Here is a 16,504-nt window from a genome sequence, read left to right on the forward strand (position 1 = left end):
TGCGCCTCTGGTTCAGGTGCGGGTCGCGCGGACCCGGAGAGAGTAGGTAGCCCGGTACCGTTCGGACGTTTCGTCGGGCTGCGAGTACGGGCGCGTCACCTCAGACACACCCCGCACTAGCGGGAAAGCGGCCTGCAGGTCGTTCAGGAACGCGGTGCGGATCGTCGCAGCGAGGGCGGACGCTGCGGGCTGCGACGGCGCCCACACGTCCACCGTGACCTGCACATCTTCGAGGACACGGTTGATCGCCGCGCCACCATTCGCCCACGCACGCACGAACGTGGCAGGCCGGGTCGCGGGGACCTTCGTCGACACGGTGACACCGCCGGCACGCGCCTTGATGAACGGGATGACTGCCGCTTCGACGTCCGCGAACCTCATCGCGACCCCAGCACGCGCTCAAGCACGGCATCGTTCGCCTGCTCTTTGACGCCCTCATAGTTCGCGGGCTGGATGAATCCGCGCGCGGTCCATCGGTGCGGCTTTTCGACGTACTCGAAGTTCTGTCCTGCAGCGGCTGCGCGTCGTCGCCCCTGAGCGTTGACTTCTGCCTGCACTGTGCCCGACGACATGAGCGCGTTGATACCACGGAGGTTGAGTTTCACCTTCGGCTTAGCCATCGACCCTCCTCAGGGGAATCTCGTACCCGCGGACGGTGTCGTTCACCCACTCGGGGTGGTCACCATCGACCTCATACACGAGGCCGCGCACTTCGACACGATCGCGTGGACCCATCGCCGTGGGCCCGTAGATGACTGGCTGCGTGATCGTGCGGTCGTGTCCCGCGAGGATCGGGTCTGTTGAGGTGCCCGGGCTGAATCGCCAGATTCCGACATCGAAAGGGCCGGCGTAGCCCTCTGACGGGTTCCCGTAGGCGTCCTCGCTGCCAGCCTCGAACCGATAGAGCTTGACCGTCTCTGTGATGATCCGGGTCACTGGTGCACGACCGTGTTCGAGAGGCGGGGCGCGCGGTAGGACAAGGCCACCGCCTCATCGGCGGGCGCGAGCATGAGCTGCCCGCCCACAGCCCACGACGCGAACGTTCCACCCTCGCTGAACGGGCCCGTGGTCTCCTGAAACTGGCTCATGCCCGCCTTTGCGCGCGCGTCGACGTTGAAGAGGCGGGCGACCATACCGGCGACCGTGTGCGTGACGAGGTCGGGGACTTCTCCGCCGCCCTCATAGTCGACGCGGACGAACTTGTGTGAGCGGAGGCAGGTCGTGACCGTCGATCCGAACGTCGTGTAGTCGATCGCGTTTCCGTCGTCGTCAGTGATGCTGTGGATGACGGTCACGGGAGAGTTGGGGAGGCGGATCTCGCCGCCGTTGACTTTGAGACGGTTCGCATACCGTCCAGGGGTGAAGTCGCGCCCTGCCGCCTTGCGGAACAGCGCCGATGCCTGCTCGAGCAGCGCATCGACTTGACCCGCCTCCGAGGAGGTCAGGTCACGGCCGAGCAGCGCTTCCACATCGTCAACGGACGCGAGGGGGGTTTGCTCAGCCATGACCTGACCTTTCTCAGAGGGGATGCGATCAGGCGACCGCGATGGACGGCGAGGTGCCGCCCGTGAACGATCCGGTCGCAGTGAACGTTGCGACGCGCTCGTTGAACGTGACGGTCTTCGCGTTGCCGGGGAACGTGCCGCCGGAGACCGAAGCGCCGGACACACCGGTCAGCTCGTTGATCTCCTTCGCGATGTCCGCGTTCGACGCGTTGTACGCGATGGCGTCCGTGGTCTGGCCATCGATCGTGAGGGTGAACGTGCCACCCGTCGGGGTGCCGGTGATGGTGACCGTGTAGGACGCCTTCTCCGAACCGCCCGCACCGAACGTGACCTTGATCGCACGCTGGAACTTCAGAACCACAGCGTCGTTCTCGTCACGGACGATCGATCCATCGGGGTTCTGCTCCGGGTCGAGGACCGCGGTCGCACCCGCGAAAGCGTGAACGATGGAACGGTCCTTCATGTACGTGCTGTCGTAGTCCCAGAGCTGGGTGACGGCGAGACCGTTGCCGGCCGCGACACCACCGCCCTTGGCGACACCGTTGGGCACTGCCGGCGCGACATTCGCGCTGGCAATTGCGGTCTCGTGTACGAAGTAGGACTCGTCGTCACCCAGTGCGTCGAGTTCGATAATGGTGAACCCGGCGAGCCGACCCACGACACCCTCACGAAGCGCCTCCGGGACACCCGAGGTATCCACGTCGAGCAGCTTCTCGTACGACGCGATCTCAGCGGAGACGTTCGCGCCGACGAGCCAGTAGCGCCCCCCCAGCGGCCAGTGGGCCTTCTGCGCGAGCTTGCGTGCCTGGATCGCGACCTTGCGGGGATCCTTCTCCTTCTCGTTCGACGACGCCACGTTGTAGGTGACGCCGAACACGAAGGCCGCTGCGCGCAACGCGCCGACCAGGATGTTCTCGAAGAAGTCGAGGATGGCCGCGACCTGCGGCGCCTGGACGTCGCGGACGTAGTCGATCTCGTCGAGGGTCTCCTCCTCGGGCGACAGTGCGACGGCGCTGTAGATGTGCCGGTTGAGCGTCACCTGGATCTTGGAGTTCGCGAGACGGTCGACGACGATCGCGTCATCACCGCGCCACGGCTTCTCACGCGCGACGAGGACGGCGGGTCGCTTGATGTTGACGACGTCACCCTCAGCGCCCTTGAAGTCGGCGATGCCGAACTTGTAGGTGAACAGGCCGGGGGCCTTCACCTGCTTGCGGAGCAGGGCGAGCGCGGTCTGCGCGAACTTCTGCCCCTTCACGAAGATGTTTGCCACGGTTCCTCCTTGGATTGATTGATGTGACCCGTGAGAGTTCGTGGCGAACTTCTACGGGGGTGTCTCAGCGGCTCGTTGCCGCGTTGACGATGTCGTCGGCCGACATGTCACCGTCGCTGATCGGCTCTCCTTCGTTGCCCTGACCGTCAGCGGACGGTGCCGGGGGCTTCTTCGGGAGGATGGTGAGGAGTTCGTCAGCGTGAGCTTCGAGCTCCTCGCGGGTCGACCCGCGGAGTGCGGAGACGGGCACGCCCTTCTCCTTCGCGACCTCTGCTGCCGTTGCGGCTGCGGCGTCCTTCGCTTCGCGGTCAGCACGCCACTTCTCTGCGGCCTCGGCCCGGGCGAGGAGTTTCTCCTGCTCGGTCTTGTTCGCCTCTTCGAGTTCGTCGTGCTTTTTGGCCTTCTCGGCGTTGGCTTTGGCCTGTTCCTCGTTCTTGCGGGACAGTGCCTTCCACTTCTCGACGTCCGCGAGCGCCTTCTCGAGGTCGCTCTTCGCGTCCGTTTCGGTCTGCGTGGTGTCGGTGGTGGTGTCGGTGTCGGGCATGGTGGTTTCCCCGTTTCGGAGTGATGGACGGCACACCGTTTCGGGTGCCGCTGCCCGCCCGTGAGCGGGAAGTTCAGTGGATGTCGCTGGGACCGGTGAAGTGGTCCTGGCGCCACGCGAGGGTTGCGCCGAGCTCGCCGTGCTCGCGGGTCACGATCATGTCCGTGAGATCCGAGATCGGCTTCCCAGCTGATGTCTTCTTCTCGCCCAACTCCGGCGAGGGATCACCAGACGCGAGTTTCGAGTCGACCTGCTCGTAAGTGAGATCGAGGAGACGCTGATCGACGACCTGCCCCGGGTCGCGTCCCGCACGCACCCCGCGTTCCCCGCAGTCGCATCCCGGGTGGATGGGCATGAGGCCCCCGGCGTGGTAGCGCTGCGTCGAGGCGATGACGCACAGCGCACAGTTCTCCGACCCGGAGAGGGTGCGGATCGTGTAGTCGAAGCCGGTTCCGCTGTACGCCTCCCTGGATTGCCGGTTCCGCGCCTGTTGCACGTCGGTGGTCACCAACGACTTAAGTCGCCCCAGACCCACTTCGCGGGCCGCTCCGAAGGGCTTCCCGTCTCTCAGGGCCGTGTACGTCTCGACTGCCGGTCGCCGGTAGACCTCCTCAGCAGGAACGCCTCGGTAACCCACGACCGCCGCGCGATCGACGGGGGGTGTGACGACAGTCACTCCCTCCAGCTTCGCGAGTTGCCCGACGTAGGCGTTCGTCAACCCCGCGACCTGAACCTGCCCGCCCTGAACGACAGGGACGATCCGTGCCACGAGACGTTCCACGTCGGCATCACGGAGCGATGTCGCGCTACCCCACATCGCGACCGCGTACGCGAGAACACGATCACGGACTGCGGCGACCTGCGCCATGTACGCGGCTGTGAGCCGGTCAGGAGTCAGTTCCACCACTGGGGATCGCTCCTGTCAGCGCGAGCGTCTGCAGTTGCTCCGCCGCACGGTCGGTCTCTTCGCGGTCGATCTCACCGGGCGACATGTTCCAGATGTTCTGATCGATCCACCGTTGGGACTTACCGCCGGCCTTCGCCTGTGCTGCTGCCGTGGCCTTCTCCGCCATCGACACGTACTCTGGGTTCTCGAACTTGACCTCTACGGTCTCGTCGTCGTCGATCCCGAGGATTCGCAGCGCCGCGAGGAGCGCCGCCTCCATCGGGGCTTTGACGCGGTCGCGCCGGTCCTTCGCGCGCTGTATCTCGCCCTTGTGGGCGCCCTTCGCGCCCTCCGCAGACTGGTTGTCGGGAACGAACGTCGCGACGGGCAGCTGCATGACGGCGGCGAAGTCCTTCGCGTCGGTCTTCTCGCCCTCGAGGAGGGGCCGGATGTCGACTGCGTCGGATTCCCACACGTCGATCTCGGTCGGGAGGTCGATGAGAGCACCGGGGGCGAAGTCGAGTCGCTTCGCCCAGTCGATGTCGTTGCCCTCTTCGTCCTTATCCGGGAGCCCCTTCAGCGCCCGCGCCTTGAACGCCTGATAGGCGGTGAGGACGAGACGTTGCAGCTTCCCGAGATTGATCCGGTCGATGACGTCGATGTGGGGCTCGAACTCAGCCCGCCCATCCTCGTTCTCCACCGCGAAGACGGGAACGGGGCCGTCGAACTCCTCAACCTCGCCATCCGAGACCCAGTCGCCGGTCACGGTGCCGCGGATCGTGCCACTGTCGGTCTTCACGTTGCGAGTGAACCGCTGACGGGCACCGGGCACCCAGACAAGGGCGTAGTCCTTCTGAGCGTCGTTGTCACGCCACGCCTTCAACGCTGCTCGCGCACGCCACGGCTGCGTCGGGTCGGGCGCCGTGATCACCCGCTCCGGGGGCTCCGACGTGATCACCGGCTCACCGTCGCGAATGCCCGTGATGAGGTAACCGACGCGGACAGCAAGCATCGTGCGGATCACGTCACGAAACACCACAGACAGGCGGTTGTCACGCCAAACGATCCGGAGCGCGGCGACCGCGGGGCTGTTGCGGTCCGTCCCCACCTCGACGCCGATCGGCACGATGCGTCCCGCGATCGACTGACACGCGAGGCCCGCGTAGTCCGTGCGCGCCTTCTTGCGGAATGCCTCCCACGAAGCACGCGTGTTCTTCCCCAACTCGGGAAGCGGCGCGTTCCCCGAAGCGTACTGGCGGAGCTCCGCGATCTTCGGAGCCCGGGCGTCCATGCGCTTCGTCAGGATGGGGAGCCATTCCTCGGGCGTGGTCGCCATCGTGCCCCCTTACCTCAGTTGTCGCGGCATCCGTGTCGTGGAGCTCGCCGTAACGCCCTTACCGAGCGCGTCGTTGCCTGCCGCGAATGCGAACGCCGCCCCGTAGGTCGCGTCGATCTTGCCGTAGTCCTGGTTGTCGTCGGCCTTCTTCAGCACGTACCCCGCACGTCGCGGATCACGTCGCGCGTTGAGGAAGTGCCGGAGCACGGTCGGGTTCCCGTCGAAGGAGACCTCGCCCTGCCGGATCTGCGAGTACAGCTGATCGAAAGTGTCGCAGGTGCGGCCGATGTCCTTCTGCTTCCACCGGATCGGCTCCTGCACGCTCATCTTCGCCTTGAGGCGCTTGTGATGGGCGGCCTCCCACTGCTTCACCTCACCGGCCCAGCCGGCGGACGGGTCCGCGTAGAAGCCGACGACGTTGTACTCCTTGAACGCCTTCGCCACCGCCTGCTCGATCTCGAGCTTCGGGGGGCGCCAGCCCTCGCCTTGGGGGCCGTCCGGCTGTTCCCAGATCCCGATAGTGAAGAAGTGCCGCTGCGTGACGGAGTATCCGATCAGCACGGTCGCGTCCGCGATGTGCTTGTCCTTGCGGCCTTCTGAACCGTCGAAGCCGAGCGTCACGGGCTCCGTGCGGGAGACCGTCTTGTCCCGGCCGGCATCCACACAGGCGCGCATCTCCGGGTCTGACACGTACGCGTCGCGCGCCGCGTCCACCTGGTTGAGGAAGTCCGCCCGCATCACTGCGGGGTCGTTCGCCGTGTCGAAGAAGTCCATCGCAGTGCGATGCACGTCCGACCAGCCCGGCGCGCATGGCGGCTCATGAAGAAGGCAGCCGTCAGCGTGAGCAGATGAGTCCCCGAACGCGACCCTCAGACCGTAGACCAGCGACTCCATGTCATCGATGCGGGTATCGGCCGGCGCTGGTCGATGGTCGAAGTAGATCGACCGCACATCCTCGAGGTTCTTGTACTTCCCCGACTGGATGTCATCCCAGAACCCGAACGATGCCTCCGCGACCGACCGCTCACCCAGCGTGTACGCGTTGGGCGTTTCGATCGTCACGCCGCCGAGCTTCGTGGCGTTGTTGCGGAGGGTCTGCGCGAGCTTCACCCCACCGTTACCCCGCACCCACGTTTCCGTCTGGTCGAGAGACGCAGCAACAGCCTTGAAGCCCTTGATCGAGTTCGGAGACGACGTAATCGGCTGGATGCGGCCGCGTCGGAGCGAGACGAACGAATCCATCGGGTCCAGGTCGAACTCATCGACCGCGTCACCCTGGCGGAGCATCTCGAGCAGCGGCTCCCACGTGTTCTTCGTCTGCTCCTCGGTGACAGCCGCGATCGCGACGTACGGGGTGCGGACCTTCGACCACGGCTTCCCTACCGGCTGTCCTTCAGAATCCCACCCATCGGGAACAACCTCGAAGATCGCCTCGGAGATCATGATGCCGGCAACGAACGGCGACTTTCCCCAGCCTCGTGGCCTGATGAGCGCGGCGCGGTGAATCAATCGCCGCCCGGTCGATGGGTCGATCCGGTACAGCTCGTTCAGGAACTCCTGCTGCTCAAGAGTGAGGATGAACGGGTCGAACACGTCATCGTCGCCAGCATCCGGACGGCCGAGGTACTCAGCCATCTGGTCAGCGACGTGCCATCCCAGTGTGGGGAAGTCACCCTCATGTTGTGGGACCCACGGCATCAGGCCGAGTCCTTCCGCGTAACCCCCCGCATCCGATCCCGCGACGACTCGACACGCTGAACCTTCTCAGCCGTATCGACCTCGGCACCCGTCGCCTGGGCGAACTGCAGACGCAGGCGGGCCCGGTCCTCCGGCGTGAAACCGTACTTCGCCTCACGCAACCGCAACTCGGGCGCGAGGGACATCTTGCCGGTCCAGAACTCCGCGTGAATACGCGCCGTCTCCATCAGGAATGCCCAGTCAGCCTCGATGAACTCACCGGCCAACGGGTGCCGTGACAGCATCGCCCACCAGTCGAGCGTCATCGCCGGCCACTCAAACTCTTGAGCGACAAGCTCCTTCTCGACCGTGACCATGACCGTGAACGCCGGCAACTCCGGCTGAGCGACAGGAGACGCCTCAATCACCCGCAGTTGCACGACATCCTTGTTACGCCGCGCCCGCTGATTCGGATTCTTCGGAGCAGGGCCACGTCCAGCCATAGGTCATCCCCGTTTCGGGTCAGCGGCGCCCGTTTCGGGCAAATTCCCCAGACATGTACGTGGGGAGAATCACAGCACCTCTCCGCGATTCTGGGGGTCGGGGGGAGGGGGTGGGGTAGGGGTCAGGTTCGTCCTGGGTGTTGTTCTCGTGTTCGGTACGCGCTCGGTCGGCGTGCGCGTCGCGCTGTGCTTGCTTGGGTCTGCGTCTCGCGGTTGTGGTGCCAGTGGCAGAGGGTTCGCACGTTGTTGATGGTGGTGGTTTCGCCGGGTTGCCATTGGGTGGTGTGAGCGGCTTGGAGGTTCGTGGTTGCGGGGCATCGTTGCCCGGTGTTGAGGGTGGCCGTGCATTGGTGTCCGTCGCGTGTGAGGCAGGCGTCTCGGATGCGGGTGGGGACGTGGGTGGGGCGGCTGTTTTCCCAAGGCATGGCAGGAGGGGCTAGTTGTAGCCGAGGGCGCCGTCCCAGACGGGGTCGCAACACTCTGCGGCAGCCATCGCGCTGGTGTATTCGCTGCCGCAGGTGGTGCATTCGGGCCGGGTGCCGGGGTGGTAGGTGGCTTGCTCGCTCATCTCGGGGAGCACCTTTCGCCGCGCATCCATGCGTCCATGCGCCTGTGGTGGCGCGCGCACATCGGTTGATAGTCGTCAAGGTTGCGGGAGTACTCGGCTCGTCGGCCCTTGTTCAGCCCCGCGATCCGCTCCGAGGAATCCGGACTGAGCGCCCATTCCGCAGCTGGTCCACCGCACTCGACGCAGACTTGCAGTGACGCCGGCCCGCGGTCTGCGTGGAGACGGCTGTGCGCGGTGGTGTAGGTGCCTATCTCTCCCCGTGCGGGGCCAGGCCGACAGGCGAGGCACCCGCGAGTCGCACCTTTGCGAAGTGCGGCTCCGTGGATGATCGATTCTTTCCCGCAGTCGCAGGTGCATCGCCAGTGAGCGCCGGTCGCGGATGTGTCCTTGGCGGTGACCTTCTCGATCACTCTCCATCTTCCGAACCTGCGTCCGGTGAGATCGATCACTCGCGACTTCTGGTAGGCACCATGCGGGGCAAGGGGGACGCCGCGCAGTCGTTGTCTGTAGTGCGCCTCGCAGAGGCCCTTGGAGCGGTTGGGTCGGCCGCATCCATCGAACGAACAGGTACGCTGATTGCCAGCCATCATCTGCCTCCTACGCAGGTGTTCGGTTAGGCCCGGCGAGTGTTGGTAGCACTCGTTCGGGCCGTTCTCATTCTCTCACTCGGGTCCGACACGCACCCACGGTCAGTCCTCGTCGTCGTTGGGGGTGCGCGCCTCACCGTGACGTGGCTCGCGCGCGCAGGTTACGTTTGCGTTCGACATTGCACGTGCGGCAATGCCGGTTGCCTGGGCTTCCGGGGTATTCCACCCAGTCGTTGTGGCCGCGACGGCAGAGTGCATCACCGGTCTTTGTCGCAAGGGGGGAACGTCGCATGTTCTCCGTGTGAGTCACAGCCTCTAGGTGATCGGGGTTGCAGCAAATGCGATTGCGGCACAGATGGTCAAGCTCGAGCCCTGTATCGTGTGCACCCTTTGCGAGGTAGTAGGCGATCCTGTGCGCGAGGAGTGGCTTCGACCGAAGTGTGAAAGAGCCGTAGCCTCGGCCGCTCTGAGCGGCAGTCCACACCCAGCACGACCCCGACTTGTCGACTTTCGCCCAGAAGCGCTCCAACTCCTCGGGAGTCTCTGGTGCAACTAGGTCTCGGTTCTCAGCTCGTCGTTTCGCTGCGTACGCTCGCGACTTGTCACGGAGGCATTGGATGCAGCCCCCATTCCGGCGACCAGTGTTGTGCCCCTCGGGGCAGGCTGTTTGTGCAACAATCGTCACGTCGATCTCCTCAACAGATCGGTCACGACCCCGGACGGTGCCAGCCGTTGCGGGGTCTTTCTACAAAGAGGGGCCTCTTACGGGGGCTGGTCGGGCCTATGCGCGCCAGGCCAGCGACATATGGAGTTGGTGACGCGTTCGGGTTGCGTCGTTGTGCCGCGTGTGTTGCGGCTCTCGACCCGCGCTTGCCTGGGCTGGGGGCACCTGATCTGGCGGGGAGTTAAACGGCAGAACCCCCGGCCGGTGTGGCTGGGGGTTCTGGGTTTGGACGTGGATGTCCGAGGCGTGACTATCGTAGCGGATGAATGACATGGTTGTCATTCGTGTTGTTGTGGCGTGTCGGCTCCTATTCGGTCGGTTCCTGGTCCCAGCCCCGGTCGTACCTTGCGTGTACGAGATTGCGCGGGTGGACGCGCTTGGTCTTGCTGTCTCGAGTGCGCACCACGACAAGGCCGTGGGTCGTCGGGTCGGTCGACCCGACGACGAGAAGCTCCTGCGTGACAAGGTGACGCACGCGATCGCCGAACATGAATCCATCAACGCTCACGACAGATCACCCGGGCAGGCGTGGGAATATCCTTCATCCCACGCGTCACCGAGGCGTGGGTGGCTTTCACCGGACCACCCGCACGTGTGACACCGCGCTTCGTACGTCTCGATGATCTCGATGTCGCGGCTCATGACGGATCACCCGATTGGTTCAGCGGTGCCAGTGGCCAGATGTCGAGATCTCGGCGGTTCAGGAAGATCCACGAGATCAGCGAGTCGGGGTCGATGAGTCCGATGTCATCGTCTCGGTCGATCTGCACGAGCACGTGCCGCCCATCGGGAGTGATGAATGCGGCCTGCGTTCGGCGCGTCGCCTCCATGTACGCGCGAACCTCGTTGGCGTTCTTCACGTCGTGCCCCCGTCCGTGTGGTCTTGACTTGGAGCGTCGGCGCCACGCTCCAACTGGGATGCCGACTCCCTTGGAGACAGTTCGGCCGAACCGGAAGCATGAACGCCACAGAGCCCCGCGACGCGGGCTTGACCGTAAAGGTATCCGCGCCATGCCGCGACGCCGCACACCTCGCAGGTCATGTCGGCCTTGCTCACTCGGACGTCGTGGATCGACATCGCACGCTTGGGGTAGACATCGCCCTTCTGGGTGTAGCCCTCGCCGTCCTTGACCTTTTCCAGCGCCTCAGCCTTGCTGCCTGCACGAACGTAGATGACGTGGTGCGTGACGAAATGCTCGGTGATGACGTACTCGCGCTCAGGCACCTCGGCCCCCGTTATCGTGGTTAGTGGTGGTCATGATGCGTCCCTTTCTGCGGTGGCGTACGCGCCGGCTTGGAGTGCGAGTTCCCCGACCCACCGCGACCCGCACGCGAGGCAGACGAGGACACCGTCCTGGACTCGGTCGCGCCACCGGAACCGGAGCGGCCACCGCATCTCGACCGGTCGCCCTTGGTCGTCGTCCGCGAGGTACGTGGTCGCGCCGCACTCGTCCATGTAGCAGGCGGCGAGGAGCTGCTTCTCTCGGGGTGGGAGGAGGCCGTTGCGGATCTCGCCTACCCATCCGCGGAGGGTGTGGACGTGCCAGGTGGGGTCGGTGAGTGTGGCGAGGGTGGCGGCTTGCCATGCTCGGAGACCGTCGATGGGGTGCGCTGGTCTGGGGAGCCCGGCGAGGCGGCACCAGTCTACGATCTGGGTGCTGATGATCGTGAACCGGTAGAGGGCGTCTCCGTCGAGAGGGATGGTTTCGCCGGGGAGGTTCGATGATGCACCGGATCCGGATCGCATGGACCCGTGGATCGCGGCCTCGAGCTGGGTGAGGAGGGGTTCCTGTTCGAGGTTGCGGGTGTAGGTGGTTCCGTTGACGAGCTGGGTGATGCGGGTTCGTGTGGGCTGGGTGAGGTCGTCGACGGCGTTGCGGAGGTCGCGTGCGTCGAACCGGGGGCGGGTGTCGATGTCAGTCATCACTGGTTCCTTCGCAGGTGGTCATGTTGTCGTCGTTGTCGATGGTCCAGCCGGTGCAGTTCCACGGCTTACCGTCGCGGCATTCGGGGCAGACAGGCGCGGTCATCGCACACCCACCCAGAGATCCGCTATTGGTGTGACGCCACATCCGGGCGGGCATCCGTACTCAGTGCAGGGCCGGGTGCACGGCTCGTGGTACTCGACCAGCCAGCCGTTCTCGATGCCGATGGTTCCTGCACGGAAGTCGGCCGTGATCTCGTCACGAAACTTGCGCTCGAGTTCCGCGCGGTGGGCGCGACGCGGGCTAGAACGGGGCGTCAGCTTCGCCATAGTTCCCGCCTCCCCACGTGTCCTGCCCGGGCTGCACGGTCGACCACGTCTGCTCAGCGGGCTGCTGCTGCCGTCCGCCACCGGACGAGGCCGCGCGCGTGACCTGAGCGGTCGCGTAACGCAGCGAGGGGCCGATCTCGTCGACCTCCAGCTCGATCGAGGTGCGGTTGTTGCCTTCGCGGTCCTGGTAGGAGCGCTGCTTCAGGCGACCGGTCGCGATGACACGGGAGCCCTTCGTCAGCGAACCGGCCACGTGCTCGGCGAACTCCCGCCACACCGACGCGCGCAGGAACAGGGCCTCGCCGTCCTTCCACTCGTTCGCCTGACGGTCGAACGTGCGGGGAGTGGACGCGATCGTGAAGTTCGCGACCGGGACGCCGTTCTGCGTGTACCGCAGCTCGGGGTCGCTGGTGAGGTTGCCGACGACGGTGAGGGTGGTTTCTTCAGCCATTGGTTGTCTCCTCTGTGATGGTGGCTTCGTGATTGATGCGGTTGATGAAGTCGATCCGGTAGAGGTTTCCCTGGCTGTCGGAAGTCTCGTTCGCGATCTGGATGATCTTTGCGGCGGTGAAGAGCCGGCCCCCTGCCCACGGGTCTTCGACGACGAGCTCTGCGCGGGTGACCTGGTCGGGCGTGATGACGCGGTCGACGCCCGTCCCGTTCAGCGGGGGAAGCATGACGAGCGCGGTCTCGTCGGTCCCGTGGGTGTATTGCGGGATGACGGTTGCGAGGCAGTCGTGGAACGTGCCCCCGTTCCGGTAGTTGCCTGTGATGCGCCAGATTGAGTGCTCGGTGGCGCCTTCGAGGATTTTCATGCTGTCGCCTTTCTGTTTCGGTATCTGGGGTTCGCGGGGAGTCCTTCGCCGCGCCTCACGCGTGCGATCTCCCCTGGGGTGCGATTTAGTTCGGTGGCTATATCGGCGTCGCACAGGCCGGCGAGGACACGGGCGCGTACACGGTCGCGGTACTCGAGGGTGGTGCGGCGGGGGGCGAGTTCGTTGCGGAGCGCTTGACCGGGTGTGATGCCTTCGCGTTCAGCGCGGTCTTGGATGCGCCACACGTCTTTCGGGTCGAGGTCGACGGTCACCTTCATGACGCGACTCCGATGTGTTCGTAGAGGTGCTTCTGCACTTCCGCGGGCGACTGCTCGATGCACGACAGGACGTACCGTTGCGGGGCGTCAGGCCAGTACTTCGCCTTCTCGAGCAGGTGGGTGCACACCTGGAACGCCTGGTCCGCGGTGACCTTCACTGCGGTGTGTCGGGCGATGGCGTCGACGATCGCGCGGAGGCTGGTGATGCCCTTCTGTGCTGCGAGGCGCCTGGTCATGTCTGACACTTCAATCGCGTCAGTCGTGAGCTTCGCGCGTGTATTTCGTGACTGACTCTTAGAAGGTGAGTAGAAGTCACGGGTACGGGACGGGGACGGGGCATCGGTTTGCGATCCATCGGCCATAGCGTTTGCCATCGGGTTGCCATCCGATTTGCCATGCCACCGTGATTCGGCGCCCTTCTTGCCTGCTGCGGATCGCTTCGCGCGTCGGTCGGCGACTTCTTCTGCGGTGGGCTGGTAGTCGAACCAGTCCCGGAACTGCCACGTGCGGTTGTCGACCTGGTCCCAGAGCCCTCCGAGCACGAGCTCGTCAGCGATCTCTCTTGCGCCGCCAAGCATCCGCAACGCGCCCGTCGTCACCTTCCCGTCCGTGAGGTGTTGCGCCGCGTACGATCCGGCACGCACCCACAGTGCGACGGCGTCGGCGGAGAGTTCCACGACCTTGGGGTGGGACCAGAACTGGTCGTCGACTTTAAACCAAGGCATCAGCGTCCTCCCTTGTGGCAGCGGCAGGCTTTGGTGTGCCAGTCGGGGTAGTTGTCGACGACTGTGGAGTGGCCGTGCGGTGTCCAGCAGCACCCGCGTCTGCAGGGCGACGGTGCTGGTTCGTGTGCGCTGGTTGTGGGCGCGTGGATGCCGTACTTCATCGGCCGAACTCCTCGACGCTGATGATGACGCCGGGACCGTCTTCGCCGGCCCACTCTTTGTCGACGTGGAGCGACACGATGAACCGGTCGTCCTGGATCAGCCCGGATGTGGTGAGTGCGTCACCGCAGGCGCGGGCGAGTTTGTCGAGGTCCCCGATTGTGGGGGCGACGGGGTGCGTGGCTCGTGTCGTGCGGGGCTTCTTGATGTAGAACCACATGTCGACTCGGTACGGGGGGTGGAGTGGTCCGAGGAGGCAGGCGTTGTCTGCGGCGATGCTCGCTGCTTGGGTGACGACTTCCCGCCATGGCTTCACGCGTCGGGAAGACTCGAACATCCCGTAGCGGGTGCGTGTCTTCGAGCCTTGGGGTGCGGGTGTGCCGTTGACGGTGAACGTGATGGCGGTCATGGCTGGGTGGTCTTTCTGAGCTGGCGGCGGGAGCGTGCGGACAGACCACCCCAGAACCCGTGTTCCTGGTTGGTTCGGAGCGCGTATTCGAGGCACTGGGTGGCGACAGGACAGGCGGCGCAGACTTTGCGGGCGCTGGTGGTGTCGCCTCCCTTCTCGGGGAAGAACGCTTCGGGGTCGGTTTGAGCGCAGAGGGCTTCGCGGGTCCACGGTTCGGGGTGGATGGCGAGGTTGGTGGGCGTGTCGGTGTGAGTGGGGATGATGAACGCGCTCATGCGGCCACCGCCAGGAATGCGAGGACGCGCGCCCAGAGGATGGTGAGCGCTGCGAATGCCTGCTGTGGGACGACTCCGTTGCCGCACGCCTTGATGGCGGGGTTGCGGTTGAGGATGTCGGTGACCCATCCGGCGGGGTAGCCCATCATCCATTCGGGGAACACTGCGGCGAGGCGGTGGTTGCCGTTCTTCCCATCCGGGAGCGTCGGGGCCGGCGCTGGGCGGGTGATCGACTCCCAAATGCGCACGGCAGCTTCGTACTGCCCCCAGTCGACCGATGCGGCACGTTCCCGCGCTATTCCGGGGAGAAGGAGCTCATCGGAGCGATCGCCCGAGCGCGATGCGTGCCCGCCTGATGCGTCCGCGACCTGCGGAGTCGGGAGCAATGCGACGTGAGCGAGCGCCTCGTCCATCCGCTTGCGGAAGTCCCCGCTGATCTGCCCATGCGCCGCTGGATTGCTCGACCCGACCATCGGCGTCGGGAAGAGCGCTAAGTCCCTGTCACCACGGCTATCGCCGTCCGCAGGTCGAGTCCCCCGGTCCCGTGCCGGCCAGGGCCGTTCGTATCGGAAGTCGCGGGCGTAGGCAAGTAGGAAGAACCGGAATCGTCCGTGAGGCGCGCCGACGTCGGCTGCTCGAAGACCTGTCCATTCCGCATCGAACCCGAGATCGGAAAGGTCTGCGAGTACGGCATCGAGTGCCCGCAGATGATACTCATCTGCGCCGTCTCCCATGCACCACGGGCAGGGTTCCACGTTGCTACCGGCGTCTGCACTGAGTAGTCCTCTCACGTTCTCGATGACGACCACGCTGGGTCGGACGATGTCGATTGCTCGGGCGAACTCTGACCAGAGTCCGGAGCGTGTGCCTTCCTTCATTCCTGCGCGGCGTCCGGCGAGTGATACGTCCTGGCAGGGGAAGCCACCGCACATGATGTCGACGGGTTCGACGGTGTCCCAGTTGACCGTGCGGACGTCGCGGTAGTTGGGGACGCCGGGCCAGCGGGAGGCGAGCACCTTTGACGGCTCGTCGTCCCACTCGCAGTGCCACGCAGTCTGTGCGTCGAAGAACGATTCGACGGCGAGGTCGAGTCCCCCGATGCCGGAGAACAGCGACCCGACGGTGAGGGCGCTCATGCTGCGTTCTCTTTCGTGGTGTCGATGAGTTCGCCGCGGAGGAACCGGAGTGCGTTCTCGGCGGTTTGGAGGCTGTTGGTGTGGATGATGGGTTCGCCGCGACTGTTGGTGACGATGTACCGGTCGGTCATGCGTTCACCTCGGCGGGGTGTGCGGTCTTCCACGCAGCAGCGATGCGGTCGATCTCCGCGGGAACGAATCCGGGAAACGCGGTGTCCTCGTATTCGGTGATGGGTGCTGACATGTAGCCGAGGCTCTTGAAGTGGGCGAGGTCGGCCGCGTGTTCTGGTGCGGTGATGTCGCGTTCCGTGTAGGTGACGCCGGCCTGGGTGAGGCGGTGTTTCACGAGGCGGCATTGGACGCAGTTCGGCTTCGTCCAGACGGTGATGTCACCTGTGGGTGCGGGGCGGGTGGCGTCGATGGTCATGCGGCACCGCCTGCGAGGGTCCACAGGTGGGCGCGTCGTCCACGGTCGGACTGCCCGAACTCGTCAAGGCGTCGGAAAGCGTCGAACCGGACAGACTCGCGGACGGACAGGCCGGCGCCCTCGTTCAGCACTGTGCGGACGCGTTCCTTGGAGCACATGTGGCCGAACGAGTGGATGCGGTGGTAGATCGCGTCAGCCGTCATCGGGTGGCCTTCGGATGCGAGTGCTTCTTCGACCCAGAGGGCGACGGTTGCCCGGTCGACGGAGCGGTCGGCGGCTTCGGATGACGTGATGGGGTCGGTGGATCTGACGCGGGGTGCGTCGTCCGGGTAGAGCATCGGGGGGAGGGTGTGGGGCATGATGGGTGTGCTCATCAGCGGGTCTCCTGTCAGGGATGGTTGGTGGGTTGTGGGCCGGTCCAGC

Annotated in this window: 23 protein-coding genes and 1 pseudogene; all 24 read right to left on the reverse strand. The window is 65.3% G+C overall.

Features of this window, described 5'->3' with window-relative positions:
- Positions 1–12: 12 nt before the first annotated feature.
- Positions 13–381 carry a hypothetical protein gene (locus C7474_RS10945; RefSeq protein WP_121059944.1) on the reverse strand — a complete coding sequence of 123 codons (369 nt, stop codon included), beginning with the start codon at positions 379–381 and terminating at the stop codon, positions 13–15.
- On the reverse strand, positions 378–620 hold the full coding sequence (locus C7474_RS14920; protein WP_147436702.1) for a hypothetical protein: 243 nt from the start codon (positions 618–620) through the stop codon (positions 378–380). Before C7474_RS14920 ends, C7474_RS10945 begins: the two co-directional genes overlap by 4 nt.
- Positions 613–936, reverse strand: a complete 324-nt coding sequence (locus C7474_RS10950; RefSeq protein ID WP_121059946.1) for a hypothetical protein — start codon at positions 934–936, stop codon at positions 613–615. Before C7474_RS10950 ends, C7474_RS14920 begins: the two co-directional genes overlap by 8 nt.
- Entirely contained in the window at positions 933–1,469 is a 537-nt protein-coding gene (locus C7474_RS10955; protein ID WP_121059948.1) for a hypothetical protein, read from the reverse strand. Before C7474_RS10955 ends, C7474_RS10950 begins: the two co-directional genes overlap by 4 nt.
- Positions 1,470–1,533: 64 nt before the next feature.
- Positions 1,534–2,778, reverse strand: a complete 1,245-nt coding sequence (locus tag C7474_RS10960; protein WP_158597325.1) for a hypothetical protein — start codon at positions 2,776–2,778, stop codon at positions 1,534–1,536.
- Positions 2,779–2,842: 64 nt separating this feature from the next.
- Complete coding sequence (locus C7474_RS10965; protein WP_121059952.1) at positions 2,843–3,322, reverse strand: hypothetical protein; 480 nt, start codon at positions 3,320–3,322, stop codon at positions 2,843–2,845.
- A gap of 73 nt (positions 3,323–3,395) precedes the next feature.
- A complete protein-coding gene (locus tag C7474_RS10970) occupies positions 3,396–4,229 on the reverse strand; it encodes a hypothetical protein (RefSeq protein ID WP_121059954.1) in 834 nt (277 codons plus the stop codon).
- Complete coding sequence (locus C7474_RS10975) at positions 4,210–5,544, reverse strand: phage portal protein (RefSeq protein ID WP_121059956.1); 1,335 nt, start codon at positions 5,542–5,544, stop codon at positions 4,210–4,212. The genes C7474_RS10970 and C7474_RS10975 overlap by 20 nt, the downstream gene beginning before the upstream one ends.
- A 9-nt stretch (positions 5,545–5,553) precedes the next feature.
- Positions 5,554–7,179 carry a terminase gene (locus C7474_RS10980; protein ID WP_121059958.1) on the reverse strand — a complete coding sequence of 542 codons (1,626 nt, stop codon included), beginning with the start codon at positions 7,177–7,179 and terminating at the stop codon, positions 5,554–5,556.
- A gap of 62 nt (positions 7,180–7,241) precedes the next feature.
- The gene (locus C7474_RS10985; RefSeq protein WP_147436703.1) at positions 7,242–7,724 is read right to left on the reverse strand and encodes a phage terminase small subunit; all 483 of its coding nucleotides are present in this window, start codon (positions 7,722–7,724) and stop codon (positions 7,242–7,244) included.
- Between the two features lie 1,288 nt (positions 7,725–9,012).
- Positions 9,013–9,564: an HNH endonuclease signature motif containing protein gene (locus tag C7474_RS15500; protein WP_422385796.1), complete on the reverse strand. Its 552-nt coding sequence runs from the start codon at positions 9,562–9,564 to the stop codon at positions 9,013–9,015.
- 677 nt (positions 9,565–10,241) lie between these two features.
- Complete coding sequence (locus tag C7474_RS11000; protein WP_147436704.1) at positions 10,242–10,433, reverse strand: hypothetical protein; 192 nt, start codon at positions 10,431–10,433, stop codon at positions 10,242–10,244.
- Positions 10,434–10,459: 26 nt separating this feature from the next.
- Positions 10,460–10,828, reverse strand: coding sequence for a hypothetical protein (locus C7474_RS11005; RefSeq protein ID WP_121059968.1), 369 nt, complete (start codon positions 10,826–10,828; stop codon positions 10,460–10,462).
- A gap of 30 nt (positions 10,829–10,858) precedes the next feature.
- Positions 10,859–11,527, reverse strand: coding sequence for a DUF7341 domain-containing protein (locus C7474_RS11010; protein ID WP_121059970.1), 669 nt, complete (start codon positions 11,525–11,527; stop codon positions 10,859–10,861).
- 304 nt (positions 11,528–11,831) lie between these two features.
- Positions 11,832–12,308, reverse strand: a complete 477-nt coding sequence (locus C7474_RS11015; RefSeq protein WP_121059972.1) for a single-stranded DNA-binding protein — start codon at positions 12,306–12,308, stop codon at positions 11,832–11,834.
- Positions 12,301–12,672, reverse strand: coding sequence for a hypothetical protein (locus C7474_RS11020; RefSeq protein ID WP_121059974.1), 372 nt, complete (start codon positions 12,670–12,672; stop codon positions 12,301–12,303). The genes C7474_RS11015 and C7474_RS11020 overlap by 8 nt, the downstream gene beginning before the upstream one ends.
- Positions 12,669–12,950: a hypothetical protein gene (locus C7474_RS14925; protein ID WP_147436705.1), complete on the reverse strand. Its 282-nt coding sequence runs from the start codon at positions 12,948–12,950 to the stop codon at positions 12,669–12,671. The genes C7474_RS11020 and C7474_RS14925 overlap by 4 nt, the downstream gene beginning before the upstream one ends.
- Positions 12,947–13,768, reverse strand: a complete 822-nt coding sequence (locus tag C7474_RS11025) for a hypothetical protein (protein WP_147436706.1) — start codon at positions 13,766–13,768, stop codon at positions 12,947–12,949. The genes C7474_RS14925 and C7474_RS11025 overlap by 4 nt, the downstream gene beginning before the upstream one ends.
- 64 nt (positions 13,769–13,832) lie before the next feature.
- The gene (locus tag C7474_RS11030) at positions 13,833–14,243 is read right to left on the reverse strand and encodes a RusA family crossover junction endodeoxyribonuclease (protein WP_121059978.1); all 411 of its coding nucleotides are present in this window, start codon (positions 14,241–14,243) and stop codon (positions 13,833–13,835) included.
- A pseudogene (locus C7474_RS11035) lies at positions 14,240–14,452 on the reverse strand (WhiB family transcriptional regulator); the annotation flags it as partial. The gene C7474_RS11030 and the pseudogene C7474_RS11035, both read right to left, overlap by 4 nt.
- 62 nt (positions 14,453–14,514) lie before the next feature.
- Positions 14,515–15,654, reverse strand: a complete 1,140-nt coding sequence (locus C7474_RS11040; protein ID WP_121059981.1) for a DNA cytosine methyltransferase — start codon at positions 15,652–15,654, stop codon at positions 14,515–14,517.
- Positions 15,651–15,785, reverse strand: a complete 135-nt coding sequence (locus tag C7474_RS15410) for a hypothetical protein (RefSeq protein WP_277870599.1) — start codon at positions 15,783–15,785, stop codon at positions 15,651–15,653. Before C7474_RS15410 ends, C7474_RS11040 begins: the two co-directional genes overlap by 4 nt.
- The gene (locus tag C7474_RS11045) at positions 15,782–16,081 is read right to left on the reverse strand and encodes a glutaredoxin family protein (RefSeq protein WP_121059983.1); all 300 of its coding nucleotides are present in this window, start codon (positions 16,079–16,081) and stop codon (positions 15,782–15,784) included. The genes C7474_RS15410 and C7474_RS11045 overlap by 4 nt, the downstream gene beginning before the upstream one ends.
- Positions 16,078–16,455, reverse strand: a complete 378-nt coding sequence (locus C7474_RS11050) for a hypothetical protein (RefSeq protein WP_121059985.1) — start codon at positions 16,453–16,455, stop codon at positions 16,078–16,080. The genes C7474_RS11045 and C7474_RS11050 overlap by 4 nt, the downstream gene beginning before the upstream one ends.
- Between the last annotated feature and the right edge of the window lie 49 nt (positions 16,456–16,504).

The sequence above is a fragment of the Microbacterium telephonicum genome, from assembly GCF_003651225.1.
Taxonomy (GTDB): Bacteria; Actinomycetota; Actinomycetes; order Actinomycetales; family Microbacteriaceae; genus Microbacterium; species Microbacterium telephonicum.

Excerpts from the sequence above, each read along its gene's own strand:
- C7474_RS11050 (WP_121059985.1), bottom strand. The coding sequence starts at position 16,455 with ATGAGCACACCCATCATGCCCCACACCCTCCCCCCGATGCTCTACCCG.
- C7474_RS11020 (WP_121059974.1), bottom strand. The coding sequence starts at position 12,672 with ATGAAAATCCTCGAAGGCGCCACCGAGCACTCAATCTGGCGCATCACA.
- C7474_RS10980 (WP_121059958.1), bottom strand. The coding sequence starts at position 7,179 with ATGGCTGAGTACCTCGGCCGTCCGGATGCTGGCGACGATGACGTGTTC.
- C7474_RS11045 (WP_121059983.1), bottom strand. The coding sequence starts at position 16,081 with ATGACCATCGACGCCACCCGCCCCGCACCCACAGGTGACATCACCGTC.
- C7474_RS11030 (WP_121059978.1), bottom strand. The coding sequence starts at position 14,243 with ATGACCGCCATCACGTTCACCGTCAACGGCACACCCGCACCCCAAGGC.
- C7474_RS11040 (WP_121059981.1), bottom strand. The coding sequence starts at position 15,654 with ATGAGCGCCCTCACCGTCGGGTCGCTGTTCTCCGGCATCGGGGGACTC.
- C7474_RS10945 (WP_121059944.1), bottom strand. The coding sequence starts at position 381 with ATGAGGTTCGCGGACGTCGAAGCGGCAGTCATCCCGTTCATCAAGGCG.
- C7474_RS10985 (WP_147436703.1), bottom strand. The coding sequence starts at position 7,724 with ATGGCTGGACGTGGCCCTGCTCCGAAGAATCCGAATCAGCGGGCGCGG.
- C7474_RS11010 (WP_121059970.1), bottom strand. The coding sequence starts at position 11,527 with ATGACTGACATCGACACCCGCCCCCGGTTCGACGCACGCGACCTCCGC.
- C7474_RS11000 (WP_147436704.1), bottom strand. The coding sequence starts at position 10,433 with ATGGAGGCGACGCGCCGAACGCAGGCCGCATTCATCACTCCCGATGGG.
- C7474_RS10975 (WP_121059956.1), bottom strand. The coding sequence starts at position 5,544 with ATGGCGACCACGCCCGAGGAATGGCTCCCCATCCTGACGAAGCGCATG.
- C7474_RS14920 (WP_147436702.1), bottom strand. The coding sequence starts at position 620 with ATGGCTAAGCCGAAGGTGAAACTCAACCTCCGTGGTATCAACGCGCTC.
- C7474_RS10965 (WP_121059952.1), bottom strand. The coding sequence starts at position 3,322 with ATGCCCGACACCGACACCACCACCGACACCACGCAGACCGAAACGGAC.
- C7474_RS14925 (WP_147436705.1), bottom strand. The coding sequence starts at position 12,950 with ATGAAGGTGACCGTCGACCTCGACCCGAAAGACGTGTGGCGCATCCAA.
- C7474_RS15410 (WP_277870599.1), bottom strand. The coding sequence starts at position 15,785 with ATGACCGACCGGTACATCGTCACCAACAGTCGCGGCGAACCCATCATC.
- C7474_RS11015 (WP_121059972.1), bottom strand. The coding sequence starts at position 12,308 with ATGGCTGAAGAAACCACCCTCACCGTCGTCGGCAACCTCACCAGCGAC.